This is a genomic window from Pedobacter sp. 05T44 (assembly GCF_056395985.1).
Genome location: NZ_JBFTKO010000001.1, coordinates 814,013 through 834,901, shown reverse-complemented (window position 1 = coordinate 834,901; position 20,889 = coordinate 814,013). Strand labels below are relative to the sequence as shown.

At 41.1% G+C, this 20,889-nt stretch carries 17 protein-coding genes; 12 read left to right on the top strand and 5 right to left on the bottom strand.

All coding sequences use genetic code 11. The annotated features are described in order from the left end of the window. Positions 1-49: 49 nt before the first annotated feature. Positions 50-256, bottom strand: a complete 207-nt coding sequence (locus AC1DDK_RS03395) for a hypothetical protein (RefSeq protein ID WP_048904154.1) — start codon at positions 254-256, stop codon at positions 50-52. Between the two features lie 285 nt (positions 257-541). Further along, positions 542-1,417, bottom strand: coding sequence for an AraC family transcriptional regulator (locus AC1DDK_RS03390; protein ID WP_172660841.1), 876 nt, complete (start codon positions 1,415-1,417; stop codon positions 542-544). Positions 1,418-1,538: 121 nt separating this feature from the next. Here AC1DDK_RS03390 and AC1DDK_RS03385 point away from each other — a divergent pair, with 121 nt between their 5' ends. From AC1DDK_RS03385 to AC1DDK_RS03370, 4 genes are read left to right on the top strand one after another with little or no spacing between them, the layout of a single operon-like run. After that, positions 1,539-4,565, top strand: a complete 3,027-nt coding sequence (locus AC1DDK_RS03385) for a PVC-type heme-binding CxxCH protein (RefSeq protein ID WP_477633839.1) — start codon at positions 1,539-1,541, stop codon at positions 4,563-4,565. A gap of 28 nt (positions 4,566-4,593) precedes the next feature. Further along, entirely contained in the window at positions 4,594-5,451 is an 858-nt protein-coding gene (locus tag AC1DDK_RS03380; protein WP_337715738.1) for a sugar phosphate isomerase/epimerase family protein, read from the top strand. Between the two features lie 32 nt (positions 5,452-5,483). Then, positions 5,484-6,599: a Gfo/Idh/MocA family protein gene (locus tag AC1DDK_RS03375; RefSeq protein ID WP_172660838.1), complete on the top strand. Its 1,116-nt coding sequence runs from the start codon at positions 5,484-5,486 to the stop codon at positions 6,597-6,599. A gap of 59 nt (positions 6,600-6,658) precedes the next feature. Beyond that, positions 6,659-7,036 carry a c-type cytochrome gene (locus tag AC1DDK_RS03370; RefSeq protein ID WP_048904159.1) on the top strand — a complete coding sequence of 126 codons (378 nt, stop codon included), beginning with the start codon at positions 6,659-6,661 and terminating at the stop codon, positions 7,034-7,036. Between the two features lie 52 nt (positions 7,037-7,088). Here AC1DDK_RS03370 and AC1DDK_RS03365 read toward each other — a convergent pair whose 3' ends face one another. From AC1DDK_RS03365 to AC1DDK_RS03355, 3 genes are all read right to left on the bottom strand, one after another. After that, the gene (locus AC1DDK_RS03365) at positions 7,089-7,505 is read right to left on the bottom strand and encodes a DUF1801 domain-containing protein (RefSeq protein WP_172660835.1); all 417 of its coding nucleotides are present in this window, start codon (positions 7,503-7,505) and stop codon (positions 7,089-7,091) included. Positions 7,506-7,819: 314 nt separating this feature from the next. Next, positions 7,820-9,061, bottom strand: coding sequence for a hypothetical protein (locus tag AC1DDK_RS03360; RefSeq protein WP_337715736.1), 1,242 nt, complete (start codon positions 9,059-9,061; stop codon positions 7,820-7,822). Then, complete coding sequence (locus AC1DDK_RS03355; RefSeq protein ID WP_288879864.1) at positions 9,048-9,656, bottom strand: RNA polymerase sigma factor; 609 nt, start codon at positions 9,654-9,656, stop codon at positions 9,048-9,050. Before AC1DDK_RS03355 ends, AC1DDK_RS03360 begins: the two co-directional genes overlap by 14 nt. 184 nt (positions 9,657-9,840) lie before the next feature. Here AC1DDK_RS03355 and AC1DDK_RS03350 point away from each other — a divergent pair, with 184 nt between their 5' ends. From AC1DDK_RS03350 to AC1DDK_RS03315, 8 genes are all read left to right on the top strand, one after another. Further along, entirely contained in the window at positions 9,841-10,683 is an 843-nt protein-coding gene (locus AC1DDK_RS03350) for a hypothetical protein (protein ID WP_337715734.1), read from the top strand. Positions 10,684-10,775: 92 nt separating this feature from the next. After that, a complete protein-coding gene (locus tag AC1DDK_RS03345) occupies positions 10,776-11,462 on the top strand; it encodes a FadR/GntR family transcriptional regulator (protein WP_172660832.1) in 687 nt (228 codons plus the stop codon). A 156-nt stretch (positions 11,463-11,618) separates the two neighbouring features. Then, entirely contained in the window at positions 11,619-12,881 is a 1,263-nt protein-coding gene (locus AC1DDK_RS03340; RefSeq protein ID WP_477633838.1) for a sialidase family protein, read from the top strand. A gap of 75 nt (positions 12,882-12,956) precedes the next feature. After that, complete coding sequence (locus AC1DDK_RS03335) at positions 12,957-16,328, top strand: SusC/RagA family TonB-linked outer membrane protein (protein WP_477633837.1); 3,372 nt, start codon at positions 12,957-12,959, stop codon at positions 16,326-16,328. Between the two features lie 11 nt (positions 16,329-16,339). Next, on the top strand, positions 16,340-17,809 hold the full coding sequence (locus AC1DDK_RS03330; RefSeq protein ID WP_477633836.1) for a RagB/SusD family nutrient uptake outer membrane protein: 1,470 nt from the start codon (positions 16,340-16,342) through the stop codon (positions 17,807-17,809). A 21-nt stretch (positions 17,810-17,830) separates the two neighbouring features. Then, the gene (locus AC1DDK_RS03325; RefSeq protein WP_288879873.1) at positions 17,831-18,769 is read left to right on the top strand and encodes a dihydrodipicolinate synthase family protein; all 939 of its coding nucleotides are present in this window, start codon (positions 17,831-17,833) and stop codon (positions 18,767-18,769) included. An 11-nt stretch (positions 18,770-18,780) separates the two neighbouring features. Continuing rightward, positions 18,781-19,947 (top strand): sialidase family protein, encoded by a 1,167-nt coding sequence (locus AC1DDK_RS03320; RefSeq protein ID WP_288879875.1) that lies wholly within the window; start codon positions 18,781-18,783, stop codon positions 19,945-19,947. Between the two features lie 25 nt (positions 19,948-19,972). Continuing rightward, positions 19,973-20,884 carry a dihydrodipicolinate synthase family protein gene (locus tag AC1DDK_RS03315; RefSeq protein WP_288879877.1) on the top strand — a complete coding sequence of 304 codons (912 nt, stop codon included), beginning with the start codon at positions 19,973-19,975 and terminating at the stop codon, positions 20,882-20,884. Positions 20,885-20,889 lie beyond the last annotated feature (5 nt).

Sequence of the window (20,889 nt, the reverse complement as noted above, 5' to 3'; positions counted from 1 at the left end):
AAGCAACTGTTATTCTGAATTTCAGAATAACAGTTGCCGATATTTTTTCTTACAGGCTCCAAACCAGTTTCAAAACATTGGTTAATGTTTTGCTTAAGAAAGCTGAAGTGTCAGCTGCTACAGAGTTTACGGTTCCTACTACAGAAGTCAAAAGACTATCTAATATACCGCCAAGTAAACCACCGCCTTCAACTTTTGTCATTTCAGTTGTGTTCATTTCTTGAACACCAAGATTGTTTAATTCTAACTTGTTCATAATAGGGGGTTGTTATTGTTAAATTCCTTACTCGTTAAAGGCTTTTCAGGATACGCCTATGTTGGCCAACACTAAAACGAAAGTAATAATAAAAGTGAGAAAACCATGGCAGGGGAAATCTGCAAGAAAGCGCTAAATTGTTGACTTAGATGGGTAAAATATGGGTTTTTGACAAGAAAACCATTTGTATTAAGGGAAAATCGATAGCGTGTATGGATTTGTTCAATTTGTTCATTTAGTGCACTATAGGTAAGCGGGCACCTCATCCCCAAATTTAAGATCGTTTTAGATACTTTCTGTCCTTATTTTAAGGTATTCATTTCTATATTGAAGTGGCGTTTTTCCGGTTACTTCTTTGAACTGTTTGTTAAAGTTAGAAAGCGTAGTATAACCGGAATCATAGCTCACACTGTTGATGCTTATTTTGTTTTCGTTCAAAAGTTTGCGTGCATAATCTATCCTTAACTCCTTTAAAAAATCTGAAAAGGATTTGTTGACCCTCGATTTGAAATACCTGCTAAACGAACTGGGGGTCATGTTTATCAGTTCGGCGATCACTTCCAGACTTATTTTATCTCTATAGTTTTTCATAATGTACCTATAGATCTTATTCATCCGGTCAGATTCGGTTTTGTTATTTATTGGAATGTAGTTGACATGCGTGATCGGATGGCAGTCTGTTGAGTCTGCAATTGTATTTAGAATCTGAAGTAGTATAATTAATCGCGAAACCCCCTTTGCATTGAGGAGTTCGTGCATCATTTTACTTACCATCTTATTGGTTTTGCCATAAATTTCCAGTCCCCTTCCCGCTTTTTCAAATAGTAAACGGATGTTCTCCATTTCTTCTTTTGAACTTATAATTTCATTAAGAAAATTCTGAGGGAAGTATATTACTATGCCTAGCGTTTTTGATGATTTTTTGGTGTCAGGGTCATTTCTCCATAAATGTGGAAGATTAGGTCCTGTAAATACAAGGTCTCCTGGTTTAAATGGTTTAATATTATCTCCAATAAAGCGTGTTCCCCATCCTTTTAGAACTAAAAATAATTGATACTCAGGGTGTTGGTGGAGGCTGGGGTCGAAGTTTAATTCCTCCAGTCTCTTAACAACCAGTAATTTGGAATGAGGGATGGCAGATTTTTGAACAATGCTTTTCATTTGATGTGAAAGTATAAAAAAATAGAGCAATGACAAAATACACTTAGAAACTGATAATATTTAGATAGAATAATGATATAAAAAATAGCTTATTTGTATTTCCAAATATAATAATGACCCAATGAGAAAGATTATTTTTCTAATCGTATTAAGTAGTGTCTTGTTTCAGTATTGTTCAAATAAAACAAGAGTAGTCGGTGGAAATGCAGAGAAACAGCATCCCCGAAGAGCTGAGGTGCTTTTTTTAGGAAACGAAAGTACGCATCATAACTCATCAAAGMTTGCTCCGATGCTGATCAGTCCTCTTTTCGGACTGGGGATTAATGTCTCTTATACCACTGATACGAGTTTGTTAAACACTCAGACACTTAATAAATACGATGGTATCATTATTTACGGTAACTATGATACCATTACTCCGGACAAGGAAAAAGCACTTAAAGATTTTGTAGAGGGGGGGAAAGCTTTAATCCCTATTCACTCTGCATCTTTCTGCTTTCAGAATTCTGATTGGTATATTCAGGCCGTTGGCGGACAGTTTAGTACCCATAAAACAGGGGTATTCTCGGCGGTAACGGTGAATAAAAATCACCCTGTCATGAAAGGCGTTAATCCTTTCTCCTCATGGGATGAAACCTATGTTCATACCAAGCTTAATCCCGATATGACTGTTTTGCAGGAACGTGTTGAGGGCGATTTACATGAGCCTTATACCTGGGTTCGCAAACAAGGTAAAGGGAGGGTATTTTATACCGCAAGTGGTCACAATGATAGCACCTGGAAACAACCTGATTTTATAAAACTGATCAGTAATGGGGTCATCTGGGCTTTGGGAGATAAAGTGCAAAAGCAAATTGCCGATTACAAAATTCCTGTTGGCGTGTATTCTGATGCCAATATTCCTAATTACGAAAAACGTGATCCGGCACCAAGATTCCAGCATGCCTTTACTGCTGCTGAATCCCAAAAGCGTATGCAGGTTCCTGTAGATTTTGACATACAGCTTTTTGCATCAGAGCCTGATATTATTAACCCAATTTCAATGGCATGGGATGAAAAAGGAAGACTATGGGTAATAGAAACGATAGATTATCCAAATACAATAAGAAATAAAAATGGCAAGGGCGACGACAGAATAAAGATTTGTGAGGATACTGACGGAGACGGTAAAGCAGATAAGTTTACAATTTTTGCCGATGGTTTGAACATTCCTACCAGTATCATGTTTTCAAACGGTGGTGTAATCGTTGCACAGGCCCCTGACTTTATTTTCCTGAAAGATACCGATGGCGATGATAAGGCTGATATTCGTGAAAATATCATCACCGGATGGGGTAAAAGCGATACCCATGCCGGCCCTTCAAATTTAAAATACGGATTCGATAATCGGATCTGGGGAGTGGTGGGATATGCTGGCTTTGAAGGTAAAATTGGCGATCAGAATCTGAAGTTCAGTCAGGGGGTGTACAGTTTTACACCTGATGGCAAAAACTTTGATTTCAAAGGTAAGACCAGCAACAACACCTGGGGATTAGCCTTTACAGAAGAGAATGATGTGTTTATTTCTACTGCCAACAATACGCATACTGCATTTTTCTCGATGCCGGAAAAATATATGCAAAAAGTATTACCTGGTTCTAAGGTTCAACCGGTTCAAAAGATTGATGGTCATTATGAAATGCATGTGGTATTTCCAAATTTAAGACAGGTAGATGTGCATGGTGGTTTTACCGCCGCTGCAGGTCATAATTTCTATACTGCAAGGAATTTTCCTAAAAGTTACTGGAACAGCACAGCCTTTGTTTGTGAACCCACCGGAAGAGTAATTCACAGTGCCCTACTTAAAAAAGAAGGTGCCGGTTTCATAGAAAAAGACGGCTGGAATTTCTTGGCGAGTTCCGACGAATGGGTGGGTCCTGTACACGCCGAAGTGGGACCCGATGGTGCAGTGTGGGTAGCAGATTGGTATGATTTTATCATTCAGCACAACCCTACGCCGCGTGGATTTGAGAATGGAGAAGGTAATGCATACATCAATCCACTACGTGACCGTGTACGTGGCCGTATCTACAGAATTAAATATAAAAATGCGAAAGCATATACCCCAATTAAGCTGTCTAAAGACCATCCTGAAGGATTACTTTCCGCTTTAGAAAACGATAACCTATTCTGGAGAATGACTGCTCAGCGTTTAATCGTGGAATCTAAAAACCGGTCAGTTATTCCTGGACTTTACAAAATCATCAGCAATCAAAAAATAGACGAAATAGGATTAAACGGACCTGCAGTAAATGCGATCTGGACCTTACAAGGATTAGGTGCCTTAGATGGATCTAATGCTGAAGCCTTAAAGGCAGTGCAGGAGGCCTTAAATCATCCTGCAGCTGGTGTAAGAAAGGCTGCCATCCAAGCGCTTCCAAAAGACAATGCAATGATTGGCTCAATCCAAAAATCAGGTTTACTTAAAGACAAAGATCTTCGTGTTCGCCTGGCGGCTATACTTGCCATATCAGATATACCTGCTTCTGTTCATCTTGGACATCTTTTGTACGAAGCCGCTGCGGATTCGGTAAATGCAAAAGATAAATACATTGCTCAGGCATTGTATACAGCAGCATTACTGCATCATGAAGGGTTCCTGGCGATGTCTAAAACAGCCTCAAATCCATCTGCATATATTCAGACGATAGTTAAGGACATCCTTCCGAATGTGAAAAACAAAGATGTGGCTTCAGCTGAAAAAGAACATCATTCTGCTAAGCCTTCTGATGAAGTGGTGATCAACATCAAGGTTGTAGAGCATGTAATGAAGTTTAACAAAACCTCATTCACGGTAAAAGCAGGGCAAACGGTAACCATTAACCTGGAAAACCCGGATTTTATGCAGCACAACATGGTGATTTCTAAACCCGGCACACTTAAAAAAGTGGGTGCGGCCGCAGATGAAATGGCGAAGGATCCTAACGGTGCAGAGAAGAATTATGTGCCTGCTATTCCTGAGATCTTGTTCGCAACCAAGTTGCTGAATCCGGAAGAAAAAGTTACCTTACAGTTCACTGCACCTGATAAGCCAGGAGACTATCCTTTCCTGTGTACTTTTCCGGGGCATTGGAGCATCATGAATGGTGTAATGAAAGTAACCAAATAAATAGCAATCAAATATCTGCCGGTACATTATGAGTTTAAATATAAAGTTAGGTGTTAGTACATGGTTATGGACATCGCCATTTAAAACAGACACCATTTCACTGTTCTCGAAGATCAAGAGTATGGGATACGATATGGTAGAAATACCAATTGAAGATCCTGCACTAATTGACACAAAAAGGGTTAAAGAAGCACTTAAAGAATTTGATTTAGTGCCTGCCATTTGTGGGGCTTTTGGACCAACCAGAGATTTAACAAATGAAGATGTAAAGTATCATGATACCAGTTTTAATTACATAGAATCTTGCCTGGAAATAGCATATGAAATTGGGGCCGGTTTTTTTGCCGGGCCAATGTATTCTGCAGTAGGTAAGGCACGTTTAGTATCGCCTGAACAGAAAAAAATAGAGTGGGACAGGGCGGCGACCAATCTTCATAAAGTAGGGGGAATGGCGCAGGAAAGAGGACTTCAGTTGGCCATAGAGCCGTTGAACCGTTTCGAGTCTGATCTGATCAATACCGCCGAAGATGTTGTTCGCCTGATTAAAGATATCAATCATCCGACAGCAAAGATATTGCTGGACGGATTTCATATGAATATTGAAGAACCTGATATTGAAAGGGCAATTTTGCTTGCAGGTAAGGACCTTTTGCATGTACAGGTTTCTGAAAACTACAGAGGTACTCCAGGTACTGGTCAAACCCGGTGGGATGCCTATAAAAGAGGATTAGAAGCGATAAACTACCAGGGTGCGGTTTCAATCGAAAGTTTTACCCCTGAGATAAAAGAACTGGCCGGAGCGGTTTGCATCTGGCGTACACTTGCGCCAAGCCAGGATAGTTTTGCCGAAGAAGGGGGTAAATTTTTAAGAAACTGGAGTAAATAACGTATCAAATAAACATTGTATCAGTTAATAATATGAGTCAGAAAAAAATAAATATTGCCATTGTTGGACTTGGATTTGGTGCAGAATTCATTCCAATTTATCAAAAACATCCCAATGCAAACATGTACGCAATATGTCAGCGTAATCCGGATAAGTTAAAAGAAATAGGAGATGCATTCGGAATAGAAAAAAGGTATGTGAGTTATGAGGAATTGCTTAAAGATCCTGATGTAGATGCAGTTCACATCAATACACCCATACAAAATCATGCAGAGCAATCTATTGCTGCGCTAAGGGCCGGAAAGCATGTGGCTTGTACAGTGCCAATGGCGACTACTGTTGAGGAGTGTCGTCAGATTGTTGAAGCGGTAAAAGAAACCGGTTTAACGTATATGATGATGGAAACAGTTATTTACAGTCGCGAATTTCTATTTGTAAAGGAGCTTTATGAAAAGGGGGACCTGGGCAAAATACAATTCTTAAGAGCTTCCCACCAGCAGGAAATGGCAGGCTGGCCGGGGTATTGGGAAGGTTTGCCACCAATGCATTATGCAACACATTGTGTTGGCCCTGTACTGGCTTTACCAAAAGCACAGGCAGCATATGTTTCTTGTTTTGGTTCTGGAAAAATTGATGATCATCTGATTGAAAAATATGGATCTCCATTTGCAATCGAAACTTGTCATATCAAATACCGTGATTCAGATTTGTCTGCGGAAGTTACCAGATCGCTGTTTAATACCGCGAGACAATACCGAGAGAGTTTTGACGTGTATGGTTCTAAAAAATCGTTTGAGTGGACGTTGATTGAACATGAGGATAGTGTAATCCATACCGGTGAATCTCCTGAAAAAGTTAAAATACCAGACTATGCGCATCTTCTTCCCGAGGAAATTCAGCATTTTACCACTGCTGGTGTTTATGATTCTGAGGAGAACCAGCATCTATCGTTTATCCAGGGGTCTGGCCATGGAGGTTCGCATCCACATCTTGTAAATGAGTTTTTAAAAGCTTTAACTGAAAACAGGGCTCCCTATCCTGATGCTCAGGAATCTGCCAACATCACTTGTGTTGGTATTTTGGCGCATGAGTCGGCAATGAAGGGTGGAGAAATAATTCCTTTGCCAGATTTCACGTTTAAATCATAAAAATTAGTTTATTTGCATTATCAAATGAACCGAACTCAATTAATTTTAATGTATTGAATATGAAAAAGAGCTTTGTCTTTTTAATTTGTTCTGTTTTTGCAGTATGCACAAGCGGATACGCACAAACTAAGAAAACCGGTAAGGGGGCTAAACCGGCATCTAGTGTTTTATCACCTGCAGATGTTGCACAGGGAAAAGCACTGATTACAAAATCAGACTGTTTTGCATGTCATAAGCCAACTGAAAAATTAGTTGGACCGGCATACTCAGATGTTGCAAAGAAATATCCTGCAACACAGGCAAACGTTACTTTGCTTGCTAAAAAAGTAATTAAAGGTGGAAGTGGAGTATGGGGCGAAATCCCTATGGCACCTCACCCATCTGTAACTCAGGCCGACGCCGAGAAAATTGTAAAGTATATACTTTCTACTAAGTAATAACTTAACCTAAAAGCGGGTGTATCATACCAGGATGCACCCGCTTTTTATGCTAATTGGTTTCTACCAACTTAAGCCATTCCGTAATTATTGTCTTTAACGAATCCTGTTTGGCTTTAACATCATCCATATCTTTAAACCTAACCAGTCTTCTGCCATCTGTAAAATTTCCTTCAAGCAATCCACTGGTATCATTAACTTTTGCCCCAGTAGGAAAAACCAGCAAGATATTGCCTTTATGGAGGTTTACCACTACGATATCTCTTTTATATTCTTTAGGATCGAACGGTTTCATTGGCCCTGTATAATAAAAGCAGGGCGAATTCCATTTTATTTGTTCTGCAATTTCTTTATCTGTGCTTAAAATAATCTGCCTTATATATTGAGTTGCGGCTGCTATGGGTGCTTCTAATCTTTTGATGTGTGCACTTACCTTATTTGAATTTGTGGCGGTTTTAGATATAGTCATATTTTGAGATGGTTGATTCTGATTCAATGCTTAGTGCAGCAATTTAATACAGCAAATTTATATTGCAAAAGCAGATTTAATGCGGTGCGTAAACGACATTTTAAAGGGCGATTTGTGACAATTTAGAACATATAATAAACTGGGATGAGCTTTAAATATAAGTAATTATATTAAATTATATGGCTTAGGTAGCCTAGATTTTACGGCAGGTAATCCGGTGTAAATAAAATAGGCTTATGGCCGATTGAGCTGTAATTGAGGAGATGACATTGGCAAAAGAGCAGCCTACCATTTATCATAGCGATAAGTAAGTTCTATTTGCGCCCGGATTTGGGAAATAAACCCAGATTCAATGAAAAGGCAACACCCGTAGATTTTAATCTGGCATTGCCATTTCCAATTCCCGTAAGCGGTAGCTTTATAAAAGGTTGTACCCCAAAGCTCAGCGAGTTGGTTATTCTGCGCTCAAAACTTAAGGATAAGTTGGCTACACCAAAAATGTGCTGGTTCTGATTCTTGATTTCAAGTTCAGAAACCTTTTGTGCCCCTCCCTGCGGTCCGGTAAAGTATTTGTATTTTTCATTAAGCATAAAATAACTTGATAGCCCGGAGTTTACACCAACAGAAAAGTTTCTTCTTTTTAAAAACGTATAATTTACATTCAGCGGAACATCCAAAACAATACAATCCGCATCGACCTGCCAGGCATTTTTCATATAGGTCGTTCCTGCCGATCCAACTCCGCCATAATTGTATAGCTTTCTTGAATAAACAGCGCCAGTGGTTACGCTAATTTTATCGGTAACTGCATAAGTGGCAAGCACCCCTATGTTGGAGCTTACTTTGGTATCCACATTCCTATTCGAAGTCGAAATATCTGGCGCTGCCATAACAGATAATGTAAGTGCGCTTCGTTTTGCGGTAAAGCTTGGTGGCAGTGGCTTATTGTCTTTCTTTTCAGGAGTATCAGTTTTTGTAGCAGGCCCATTGGTTTGCGCTAAAACATCAGCTTTCTTGCCCGTCGGTAAGCTGTCAACCGGAGTAACAGTTTGTTTATCTTCTCTTTTTGGTGTTACTGCCTCAGCAATGAGTTCCCGTTTCTTGTTTTCTTTAACTGAAGAGGTGTCAGGAGTAATAATAAGATCCTGACTGCGGTTTATAACCTGCGGGGTCTCAACGTAGTTATGATCTATATTTTTAACAGGCGGCTTAATAATCTGTTCAACAGCAACCGCTTCCGGATTTGTTTTCACAACAACGCCGGTATCTGTGCCTAAGGGCTTATTGTTTGCAGGTTTCTCTTTTTTTGATTCAACTATTTCCGTTTTTTTAGGTTCCTTAATTACATGGTCTGACCCCGAAAAATACCAGAACAAACCAACAACCAATGCAGCGGCAATGCCACTTGTAGCATACAACCAAAATGGGATAACCCTTTTCTTAGCACCCGCGTCCAGTTTCTGTTCCATCTTTGCCCAGTCCAATTCATTGAAAGGGATTTCAGGATCATTCAACCCATCTCTAAACAGCTTATCTATTCCATTATCTTTTTCCATCTACAGCTATTTTGTTTTGTAAAGGCACTTCATTTTGAGTACTAAAGTTATTAAAATATACGTCCCCAGACCTGGTTCCACCCGCGGAACTAAGCCTTTCTTGCAGCTTTTGTCTTGCTTTAAATAAATTTGATTTCGATGTCCCTACCGATATATTTAAAAGTTCCGAAATTTCTTCGTGTGAGTATCCGTCTATGGCAAATAAGTTAAATACAGTTCTGTATGCGGGGGGCAATCCCTGAACCAGTACCAGCAGATCTTTATAGGCCATTTGCTCGTATACTTGCGCAGGCCCGCCCATGTCTTCGTGTTCACTCAGCTCGTCGTGATTTGAAAACTTCAGGCTTTTCCTGTAATGGTCAATGGCGGTATTGGTTATAATCTTTCCAAGCCATGATTTAAAGGGCTTTTCGGGGTCATATTTTTCAATATGTGTAAACACTTTCATGAACCCACTATTCAATACATCTGCCGCATCATCGTCATTCAAAGCGTACCGTCGGCATATGGCCATACAATAACTATAAAATTCTTTATAGAGCAAATACTGACTTGTTCTGTCATTCCTGATGCAACCTTCAATAATTTCCTGCACCTATTTTTTCGATTTTACATTGGCCATTTTCACCTATACTAACTATAGTACGTTGAAGTTACGCAATAGGTTGCTTTAAAAATAAATATTTATTTTCTGATCTCTGCGCAACCATTTATGCTGCCTTCCCGTAATCCATATTAGTTATCAATCAATTCTTTAATTCACCTTAAAAAAAACAACTATGTCACCCTTATTCAAAAAAAAAGTTGTGCTGTTTAGCTTAGCTGCAGTACTTTTTACTGCCTGCTCAAAGAAAAAAGATGATGTGATCAAAGAACCAGAAGTTTCTTTGGACCTTAAACTTGCAGCATCGGCAACCTTCGGTAGTGTTATTACGGATGGTACAGGTAAAACCCTTTATTGTTTTGTAAAAGATGCCAATAGTGCATCCACTTGTGTTGATGGCTGCTTAATCACATGGCCGGTATATTATGCGGAAAATGCGACCCCTCCCGTAGGATTAAATGCTGCGGATATTGCCACCATCACAAGGGCCGATGGTACAAAACAAACTACCTATAAAGGATGGCCACTGTATTATTATGCCGGCGATAAGGGCAAAGACGAGATCAAAGGAGATGGGGTAGGTGGCATCTGGTTTGTTGCCAAACCAGATTATTCTGTCATGATGGCCAGCCAGCAATTAGTTGGTCACGATGGTAAAAATTATACTGCCGATTCAAAAGAAGGAGTGGGGATAACCGTTTACCTAACCGATGCAAAGGGCCGCACACTGTATGCCTTTACGCCCGATACTTTTAACAAAAACAATTTTACCAAGCCTGATCTTAGTAACAATGCCGTATGGCCAATATTTGAATCGGAGATTTTAAACATTCCCTCTGTACTAAAAAAAGCAGATTTTACAGTAATAACTTCTGTTGGTAAAAATCAGCTAACGTACAAAGGTCATCCGCTCTACTATTTTGGTTCAGATGCTGCGAAAGGCGAAACCAAAGGAGTAAGTTACCCTAGACCGGGTGTTTGGCCTATACTTACACTGAATACACCGCCTTTAAATTAAGCTGAGAAAAAGTAATTTGCCGAAATTGTGGAGTGAGAATATTTTTATCTTGTAGTACATATTAACAAAAAATATCTCATTTTTGATGCATTATGGCAATTAACGATTTAAGTAAAGATCTGGCTCCCATCGCGTCAATTACGATGGCAGATGTTGTTGAAGTAAAACTCAGAGAATATTTAAAAAAGAAGTCCTTCCTGCCCGGCGATGCGTTGCCAAAAGAATTGGAGCTGGCAGAAGCTTTAGGTGTAAGCAGAAATGTTTTACGAGAAGCACTGAGCAGACTGCGTATGCTGGGCATGATTGAAACTAAAAAGAAAAGAGGGATGGTGCTGGCCAGACCAGATATTCTGGGAACGTTTGAGCGTGTTCTTGACCCGTTGATAATAGATAAGGAAACGCTTCAGGATATTTTTGAGCTCAGACTTGTACTTGAAATGGGATTGGCTGATCTGATTTACATCAGAAAAACCGATAAGGATATTGCCGAATTGGAAAGTATAGCTAAAAAAGAAGTGAACCTTGATAATTCATTCAGAATTAAAAATGAAATTGCTTTTCATGGTAAGCTTTACGAAATGTCGGGCAACGATACACTGAAAAGATTTCAAATCATGCTGCTTCCTATTTTCGACTATGTTGTTACCCTGGAAAAGAAGCCAACAAGAGGAAAAATTAACCATATGGACCTGGTTCAGATCCTGAAAACAGGATCAAAAGCTGATTTTAAAAAGGGAATGGAGGCACATCTTAAGCCTCATTTCGATCGGTTAAAGTAATTTTTGCTTTACATCTTTATACAGGAACGGCCTTCAAACTATATTTGGAGGCCGTTCCTGTATAAATGAAATTTAAATATTTGCTTTTATAAAAAATAGTTCCCACATTTGATATGTCCTACATAAGGGCTTATAACCAAATATTAAATGACCGCTATGAATCACTTCAAAAAAAATGATAGCAAATATCTTGTCATCGTATCTTGCTGTCTCCTTCTCATCGTCTCTCTTGCCATCGGGTGTTCTAAAAACTCAATAAGTGCAAGTACCATTGAAAAACCAACAGCCTCAGGCACAGCCAAGGTAGCCGCTGCCGTACTGGCCGCTCCAGTGAATACGCGTGTGGTCGTATTTAACGGAGGCAATGAAAGTATATACCATTCTTTCAGAATTCCTTCAATCATAAAAACAAAGAACGGAACTCTGGTTGCCTTTGCCGAAGGCAGAAGATGGAGCCCAAGTGATTATGGCGATATCAATGTTGTATATAAAAGATCTGTAAACAACGGAACCAGCTGGTCTACCTTAGGTGAAGTTGTTGGGAGTGGCGCTGGTACATGGGGCAATCCAACAGCTGTTTACGACCCAACTCAGGGCGTAAACGGAAGAATCTGGCTGTTTCTGGAGTGGAATGATGAGTTTAAAGCCCAATGGTCAGATTTTCAGGCATGGGGCGATAGAAAAATTCATACTTCATATAGCGATGATGATGGTGTTACCTGGTCTGTTCCCTTAGATCGTACGAGCAGCCTAACGCCACCTTCGTACAAATGGGATTGTGTTGGTCCGGGTATAGGTATCAGAACAGCATACGATCACCCCGGCAGGTTGATTGTTCCGGCATACGGAAGAAATATTTATAGTGATGATCATGGTGCAACATGGCAATATGAATTAACTGCCGGTGGTACAGATGAAAGTACCATAGTGGAATTGATGAATGGAAGCCTGATGAGAAATGACAGGCCGGGAACTACCGAGTGGAATTTATCAAAAACCAGAAGGAAATCAGTGGGTTCTATTGCCGGCGGTTTCCCCGCTTTTTCAACGGTAACTGCATTGCCCGATCCAAAGTGCGAAGGTTCCATGTTAAGATATAATACCGACGACCCGAACAGGATCATATTCCTTAATCCCAACGGAACCGGTCAGCGTTGTAACATGACCGTGCGCATCAGTTATGATGATGGGGTTACCTGGCCAAGAAGCCGTGCACTTTATAGTACTGCTAATTGCGATTATACCAACAGCACTGTAGCTTACGGTGGCTACTCTAGCATGGTAAAAACCGCCGATTACTGCATTGGTGCCTTAGTAGAATACAATGAAAATGTTCATGATTCAGCCAGCAGCAATAAATCTATTGAATTTAACAAGTTCAATCTCGCCTGGAYCTTAAACGGCAGTACAGAACCATAAAACCAAATACGATGTGTTTTTATCATCCCTTGAGCACATCACAACCATAAACCAAATATTAAAATTAAACCAGTTATGAAGAAAAGGATTTTTATTTTTCTATCCGTTCTCTGTTGCTTTTTCGCAACTAAAAACCTCTTTGGGCAGACACGCGAACTGCAAATCTCCGGGAAGGTTACTTCGGGTGCAGGGGGGGAAACACTACCGGGTGTTAGTGTAAAACTTAAGGGTAGTACTATCGGGATATCTACCGATGTGAACGGTAAATACGCCATTAGAATACCATCAGATCAAGGGATTTTGGTATTCTCTTATCTTGGCTTTAAAGCCAGGGAGGTGCCTGTAAACGGGCAAAAACAAATTGACGTGGTGCTGGAATCTGATGTAACTTCAATGGAAGAAGTCTTGATTGTGGGTTATACACAGCAGTCGAGAACCAAAACCACAGCTGCCATTTCAAAGCTTGGTGCCGATGAGCTAAAAAACATCGCCAGTCCAAATCCCGTACAGGCCCTGCAGGGTAAAATTGCAGGTGTTTCGGTACCGGTTACCACCGGGCAGCCCGGGGTAGGTGCTACAAACATCATCATCAGGGGTGGTACCAAACCTAACGCTTATGGTTCTGGTTTGGGTAACAATGGCGGTAGTTCAACAGGTGCTTCCGACAGCAGTTCTCCGCTTGTAATTGTTGATGGGGTATTCAGGTCTATGAATGATGTGAATCCTGATAATATAGAATCACTGCAGGTGATGAAGGATGCAGCTTCAACCGCAATATATGGGGCAAGGGGTGCAAATGGGGTTATTGTAATCAAAACAAAAGGTGGTAAAGCGAATAGTAAAATGACCATTGCGCTAAACCACAGAACCACATGGGAAACGCCAGCAAGGGATTACGATTACCTGAATGCCGAACAATACCTGCGTTTGGCGCGTACCACAGTTAAAAATACTGCTGATGCACTTGATAAAAACAACCTGTTAAACAATGGTGGTTTCTCTGCAGGTACTCGTGTTTATACACAAAAAGGCCAGTATGGTAAAAACATTAACCTTACTGCCTTATATGATAATATCGTATCTGTAGAAGGACAATCTTACGTAGACAACCTGTTGTCCAAAGGCTGGAAAGTAATGGACGATCCCATTAACCCGGGTACAAAACTATTATATGCGGATAACAACTATCAGGATATGCTTTGGAACACTGGTTTGAGCAGTAACGAAAACCTGTCTATCAGTGGGGGTGGCGAAAAATCTGACTTTAACCTGTCGATGGGGTATACCAATCAGGCAGGTACCTTTGTGGGAACCAAATACAAACGTTATGATGGACTTGGAAATTTCGGGTTCAAAGCTGCAGATAATTTCCGCATCGATGTGATGTTAAACTATCAGAACGTAATGCCTAATTATGTAGATGGTTTTCAAAATGAGCTGGTTAGAGGTACACGCATTACGCCTTTGATCCGTACTTTTAAGGACGATGGAAATCCAATGCCGGGTGAGCTGTATACTGTTCGTAACCGCTTCCATACATTGATGTATGATGATACCCGTACCTCAAGTGAAAGGTTGGTATCCAGGGTTGCCGGCGATTTGACCATCACCAAAGGGTTGCATTTTAAACCTTCCTTTTCTTATCTGATAGATGATTATAAAGAACTGTTCATGAGAAAGGGAACACCTGCCGATGAGGTGCAGCCGTCCACACAGCGTCAGAAAAATGACTATACCAAAAACGCAAGACAGCTGATGATCGATCAGGTTTTGCAATACGATTTTAGTATAAAAGATGTGCATAATTTTACTGCCCTTGGTGGGGTTAATTTTATCAGGAACACAGATCACGTGGCCAGCTTAGGTTCTCAAAGAGGAAGCAACGATTATATCTATACCATAAACGAACCACCAACAACCGTAATCAATGGGGTGGTGATGAGTAATGTTACCAACTTTGCTACTACCATTGGCGAATCCAGATCTGCCAGTGCATTTACACAGGTGAACTATGATTACAAAGCTAAATACCTGTTCAGTGGTTCACTTCGTTACGATGGTTTCTCGAACTTTGCCATTGAAAACAAATACGCATTCTTCCCTTCGGCTTCCATTGGATGGAATGTTCATAAAGAAGATTTCTGGAACGTAAAAGCGATTAATGCTTTAAAACTAAGAGCAAGCTGGGGTGCAGCGGGGCTTAGCGACCTGAGTATTACTGATACCTATGGGGGCTATGCTTCGGTTCTGGATAACAGAACAGCTAATTATGGACAAAGCTCCGGTATTTTAAGGTCCAACCTGGCAAACTATAACCTGCGTTGGGAATCAACTGAAACTACTGATTTGGCATTTGATGCTTCTTTCTTAAACAGCCGCATTAACCTGACTGTAGATTATTATAACAAAAGAACCAAAGACAGGCTGGCTTCTAAACCTTTGCCATCGGAATCTCCTTTTGGGTCAATCGCATTTAACAACGGCGAGCTGCGCAACCGAGGTGTGGAAATTGAACTTGGTGCAGCCATCATTAAAGGAAATGATTTTAAATGGGACGCTAATTTTTCTTTTGCATACAACCAGGCTTTAATTACTAAACTGCCTGATAATGGTCGCGCGAAGAACAGACAAGGTGGTGATATGATCTTCGATCCGGCTTCCAATTCATTGGTAGAAGCAGGAGGTTTTGCAGAAGGGGAGCGTCCTTACCCAATCTATGCATACCGGGTAACGGGTGTGTTTGCTACAGACGAGGAGGCTAAAGCCTGGAATGCCAAGGTAAAAGATAACCTTGCTTCTCCGCAGGGGATAACAGTAGGGAAACGTGGTGGCGATTATATTTTTGATGATGTGAATGGTGATGGGGTGATTGATACAAAAGACCAGGTTTTTATGGGTTATAGAAATCCTAATAAAATGGGAGGTATGCAAAATACCTTTAGTTATAAAAACATCTCATTAAGGTTTACAGTGGATTATGCCATGGGGCACCTGATCAGTAATGGCGCTTTAGCCCGTTCACTAGGCCAGGGCAGGGCATTTAACGAAGGTGCACCATCAATCGCTATTGGTCCGGATATCTGGCAKAAACAAGGTGATGAGGGTAAAAAATATGCCCGTTTCTCTTTTGCAGATTATGATTTCGGACAGCGCAATTACTTACGCAACGCGCCGCTTGGAAATAACAATAGTTACAATTCAGATGTATCTGCAATGTATTCTAAAGGCGATTTCCTGGCCTTTAGGGAGATTTCAATTTCTTATGATGTTCCAAAAAAAGTACTTGAAAAAATAAAAGCTTCGGGGCTTAATATTTTCGCTACGGTATACAATGTGGGCTATTTAACCAAATATGAAGGGCTAAATCCTGAAGTATATACCGGTTTTGATCCGGGTGGTTATCCAAGACCAAGACAATTTTTATTAGGGGCCACATTGAAATTCTAAAAAAACCAATTATGAAAAAGATTACATTAATTATAATAGCCATAGTATCTCTGTCAGCCATATCTCCTGGTTGTAAAAAGCTGCTCGAAGTAGATCCTCAATCAAGTATCACCGATGAGGTATTCTTTAAAAATGAGAATGATTTTGAACCATACGTTACCGGTATCTATACTTATATGCGTTTGTTTGCCAATAATATTGTGTACGGCACTGAGCGTAGCGAGGAACTGGTTGCTGCGCTTAATTCCAGGTTTGGAGTATCGTGGAGTCAGATCATTACACCTTCTTCAGGCGCAATTAATTATAACGATTGGTACAAAGCCATCGGACATTGCAACTTATTGCTAAAAAAGATCGAAGGATTTTCTTTTGCAAGCAATCCGGATGCGAAGAGAAGGATCCTTGCAGAAACCTATTCTTTAAGGGCCTATTTCTATTTTAACCTTACCCGCATCATTGGCGATGCGCCTTTAATGCTTACCGCAGTTGAAGATGAAAATGTGCCTTTGCTGCCAAGGGCAACAGCTGTGGATGTTTTGAAGCAGATCCAGTCAGATCTGGATCTGGCCATCCAGAATTTTACTGCTATAAGTGGATTTTCAAAAACCGCTTATCCTTCTAAATATCGCTTTGCATATGGATCAGCAATGGCACTAAAGGCAGATGCATACTTATGGAATGCAAAAGTACTTGGTGGTGGCGATGCTGACCTTACCGCTGCCGCTGCGGCAATTACTGAGGTAGAAGCATCGGGATTAACCCTAAACCAGGATTATAAAAATGTAACCGGGGTAAGGGCAGCTACCAATCCTGAGGTGGCACTGGCAGCTTACTTTCAAAGGGATGAGGCTGGGGGCAATTATGGTGTAAATGCACTTCCTTATCTAACAGGGGTTGATGGGGCATTGAATCTGKATAAAATCCCTTATGCGCAAACCTCAGCAAATGGACAGGGTGCTTATCAGATTAGCCCAAAATCAAAAGCTTTATTTACCAACCCTGATGATAAAAGAATCCCATATACCTGGATTACGGAGCTGCAGGCAAGCGGTCCGAAAATTTCATGGATCACCAAATATTCCGGAAACATCTACGCCGATGGCCGTGTTTCTGATAATGACCTGATCATCTATCGCTTGTCGGATATCTTTTTGATGAAGGCAGAGGCTTACGCCGGATTAAATAACATACCATTGGCAATTGAATACCTGAACAAAGTAAGACAAAGGGCCAATACAGGGAACTATACAGCATCTACCATTAAGAGCGACGTAGAGCGTGAAATCCTTGATGAACGTGGTCGTGAGTTGTTTTTTGAGAACAAGCGCTGGTACGATCTTGTCCGTTTTCATAAAGGGGGAACCATTAATGTGTATACCTATGTTCCTAACCTGGTTGGTAAAACTACTCCGTTGTTCTGGCCGCTAAATACTACGGTATTTGCAAATAATCCTAACATTAAACAAACAGAAGGATATTAATTTATAGCAATTCAGAATAAAATGACTCCACTAAAGGCAGATGAAATTTATGGCAATTGGGCAACCTTGCTGCTTCCGATCAACAATGACGACGGCATCAATTATGAACAGCTGGAAAGTGAAATTGATGTATTGATTGCCAGTAACGTAAATGGAATCTATTCTAATGGTACGGCCGGCGAATTCTATAACCAGACCGAGCAGGAATTTGATAAAGTAAACGGCATCCTTGCAACAAAATGTAATGCTGCAGGTATGCCATTTCAAATTGGCTGCTCGCATATGAGCCCTAAAATATCATTGGAAAGGGTTAAGCGCGCTAAGGCACTGCAGCCCTCTGCCATACAGATCATTTTGCCCGATTGGTTTGTGCCATCCATGGAAGAGATCATTGACTTTTTAAAGGTGATATGCGCGGCCGCCGATCCCATAAAGCTGATCTTATACAACCCCCCGCATGCCAAAAGAAAACTTCTGCCGAAAGAATTTGCAGAAATACTTGAAGCAGGTATACCTCTGGCAGGATGCAAAGTTGCTGGTGGCGATGAGCAGTGGTACAAGGAAATGAATGCAATAAATATCCCGTTTTCTGTGTTTATTCCCGGCCATCATCTGGCCACGGGAATTGCAAACGGTGCCCATGGTGCTTATTCCAATGTAGCTTGTTTAAATCCGGGGCTTGCACAGCGCTGGTATAATAACATTGCAAACCACAGCGGAGATCCCTTTGAGCTGCAGGCCCGAATCCAGCAATTTATGGAGGAGTGTATTGTTCCTTATATTAGAGATAAAGGATACTCCAATCAGGCTGTTGATAAATTTATGGCGGCTGTAGGTGGTTGGACGCCTATAAGTACCCGCCTGCGCTGGCCCTATAAATGGATACCACAGGCAGAGGTACTGTCGGTAAGAGAAAAATGTGCTGAACTTTTACCTGAAGTTTTTACTAACCAAGTTTAATATTTTCCCAAATGCAAAAAACACTAAGAAACTGCTTTATCCTAATTTGTACCAGCTTGGTATTGCTCATGATTGGCAATGGATGTAAAACAAGAAAAGGCGCTGCCGATCGGGCATTGCTTGACAGTACCCTGGTCTTTTCACCCGGAGGGGAATATGCCTCCATGCGGATACCTGCATTGGTAGCAACCAAAAAAGGAACATTGCTTGCATTTTGTGAGGGAAGGATAGGTACAGCCAGCGATTGGGCTGATATGGACCTACTGATGCGCCGAAGCACTGACGGAGGACGCACCTGGGAAAGTAATGTAGTGATTGCCGCAAGGAAAAGCGGACAGCCAACAAGTAATGCTACACCAATTGTAGATCGCGATGGTACCATTCACCTGCTGTATCAGCGTGATTATGCTACTGCTTACTATACCCGTTCTACAGATGAGGGTAAAACGTGGAGCCCTGCAATAGACATTACCTATGCGTTTGAGGCCTTCAAGCCAGAGTATAACTGGAAAGTACTGGCACCTGGCCCGGGCCACAGCATACAGTTAAAAAATGGTCGGCTGCTGGTGCCTGTATGGTTAAGCGATCCTGCTAAAACTACACCAAGAAGAAGCCATGCGCCATCTTGCATTGCTACAATTTATAGTGATGATCTGGGTAAGACCTGGAAACGTGGTGCCATCATTGCCGGCAACACCCCGGAGTTTAAAAACCCAAGTGAAACCATGGCAATTGAACTTAATGATGGCCGTGTGATGGTAAACATCAGAAATACTTCTGATGAGCACCGCAGAGGAATCAGCTATAGCAATGATGGAATAAGCGGATGGACAAAGCCTGTATTTGACGAAGAATTATACGAGCCAATATGCATGGCTACCATCATCAGGTTGCAGGATAAACAGAAATCCGGTATGCTTTTTATCAACCCAGATACCAAAGACGTACCTAAACCGCCACGCAAAAACCTTACTGCCAGAGTTAGTTATGATGAAGGACAAACCTGGGCGGTAAAGAAAGTGATCAATGCGGGTTCATCAGGCTATTCTGATGTGGCTGTTACACCAGATGGAACCATTTATTGCCTGTACGAAACCAATACCAGCAACGACTTTAATTATTCCATGGTGCTTAAAAGGTTTAACGCTAAATGGCTTACAACTCCCAACGAGAAATAAATAATCAACAAACAATCTAATATATATGAACAAAATAACCGGATTAATAGCCGCCACTTTTGCGGCTTATCGTGAAGATGGAACAATTAATTTAGACATTATCCCAACGATAGTCGACAAAATGATAGCTGATGGATTATCTGGCGTTTTTATTTGCGGCACCAATGGCGAAGGGCCAAACCTAACAATTGAAGAGCGGATGGCTATTGCCGAAGCTTATGTGAAGGCTGCGGCCAAACGTATCCTTGTACTGGTGCATGTAGGGCATAGCTCCATTCAGGAATGCCGCAAGCTTGCAGCTCATGCGGAGCAGATTGGTGCCGATGCCATTTCTTCTGTTGCCGCTTTTTATTTTAAACCAACAAGTGTTGATAATCTTGTTAAGAGCATGGCGGAGATTGCATCAGCCGCACCCAATACACCATTTTATTACTATAGCATCCCAACCCTTACCGGGGTAGGTATGGATATGATCACCTTTTTGGAGCAGGCAGAAAAGGTAATTCCTAACCTTGCCGGGATTAAGTATACCGCCTCTACCTTGCATGAATACCAGGCCTGTCTGAATTATAAGAACGGAAAATTTGATATCCTTTTTGGTTACGATGAAATGTTGCTTCCTGCACTTGCAGTAGGGGCAAAGGGGGCTATTGGCAGCACCTATACCTTCGCTGCTCCACTGTATTTGAAAGTAATAAAGCTTTACAATGAAGGAAAGCAGGAGGAAGCAGCAGCCATGCAGCTGCATTCGGTAAATATGGTTCGCGCTTTGGTTAAATATCCGCCAATTCCTGCACAGCGGGCCATCATGAAAATGGAGGGACTGGAGTTAGGTGCTTGCAGATTACCTCTTGAGCCTCTTTCAGATGCACAAGCGGCACAATTTAAAACATCCCTTGATGAGATCGGATTTTTCGATATCGTTAAACAATCCTGATGATG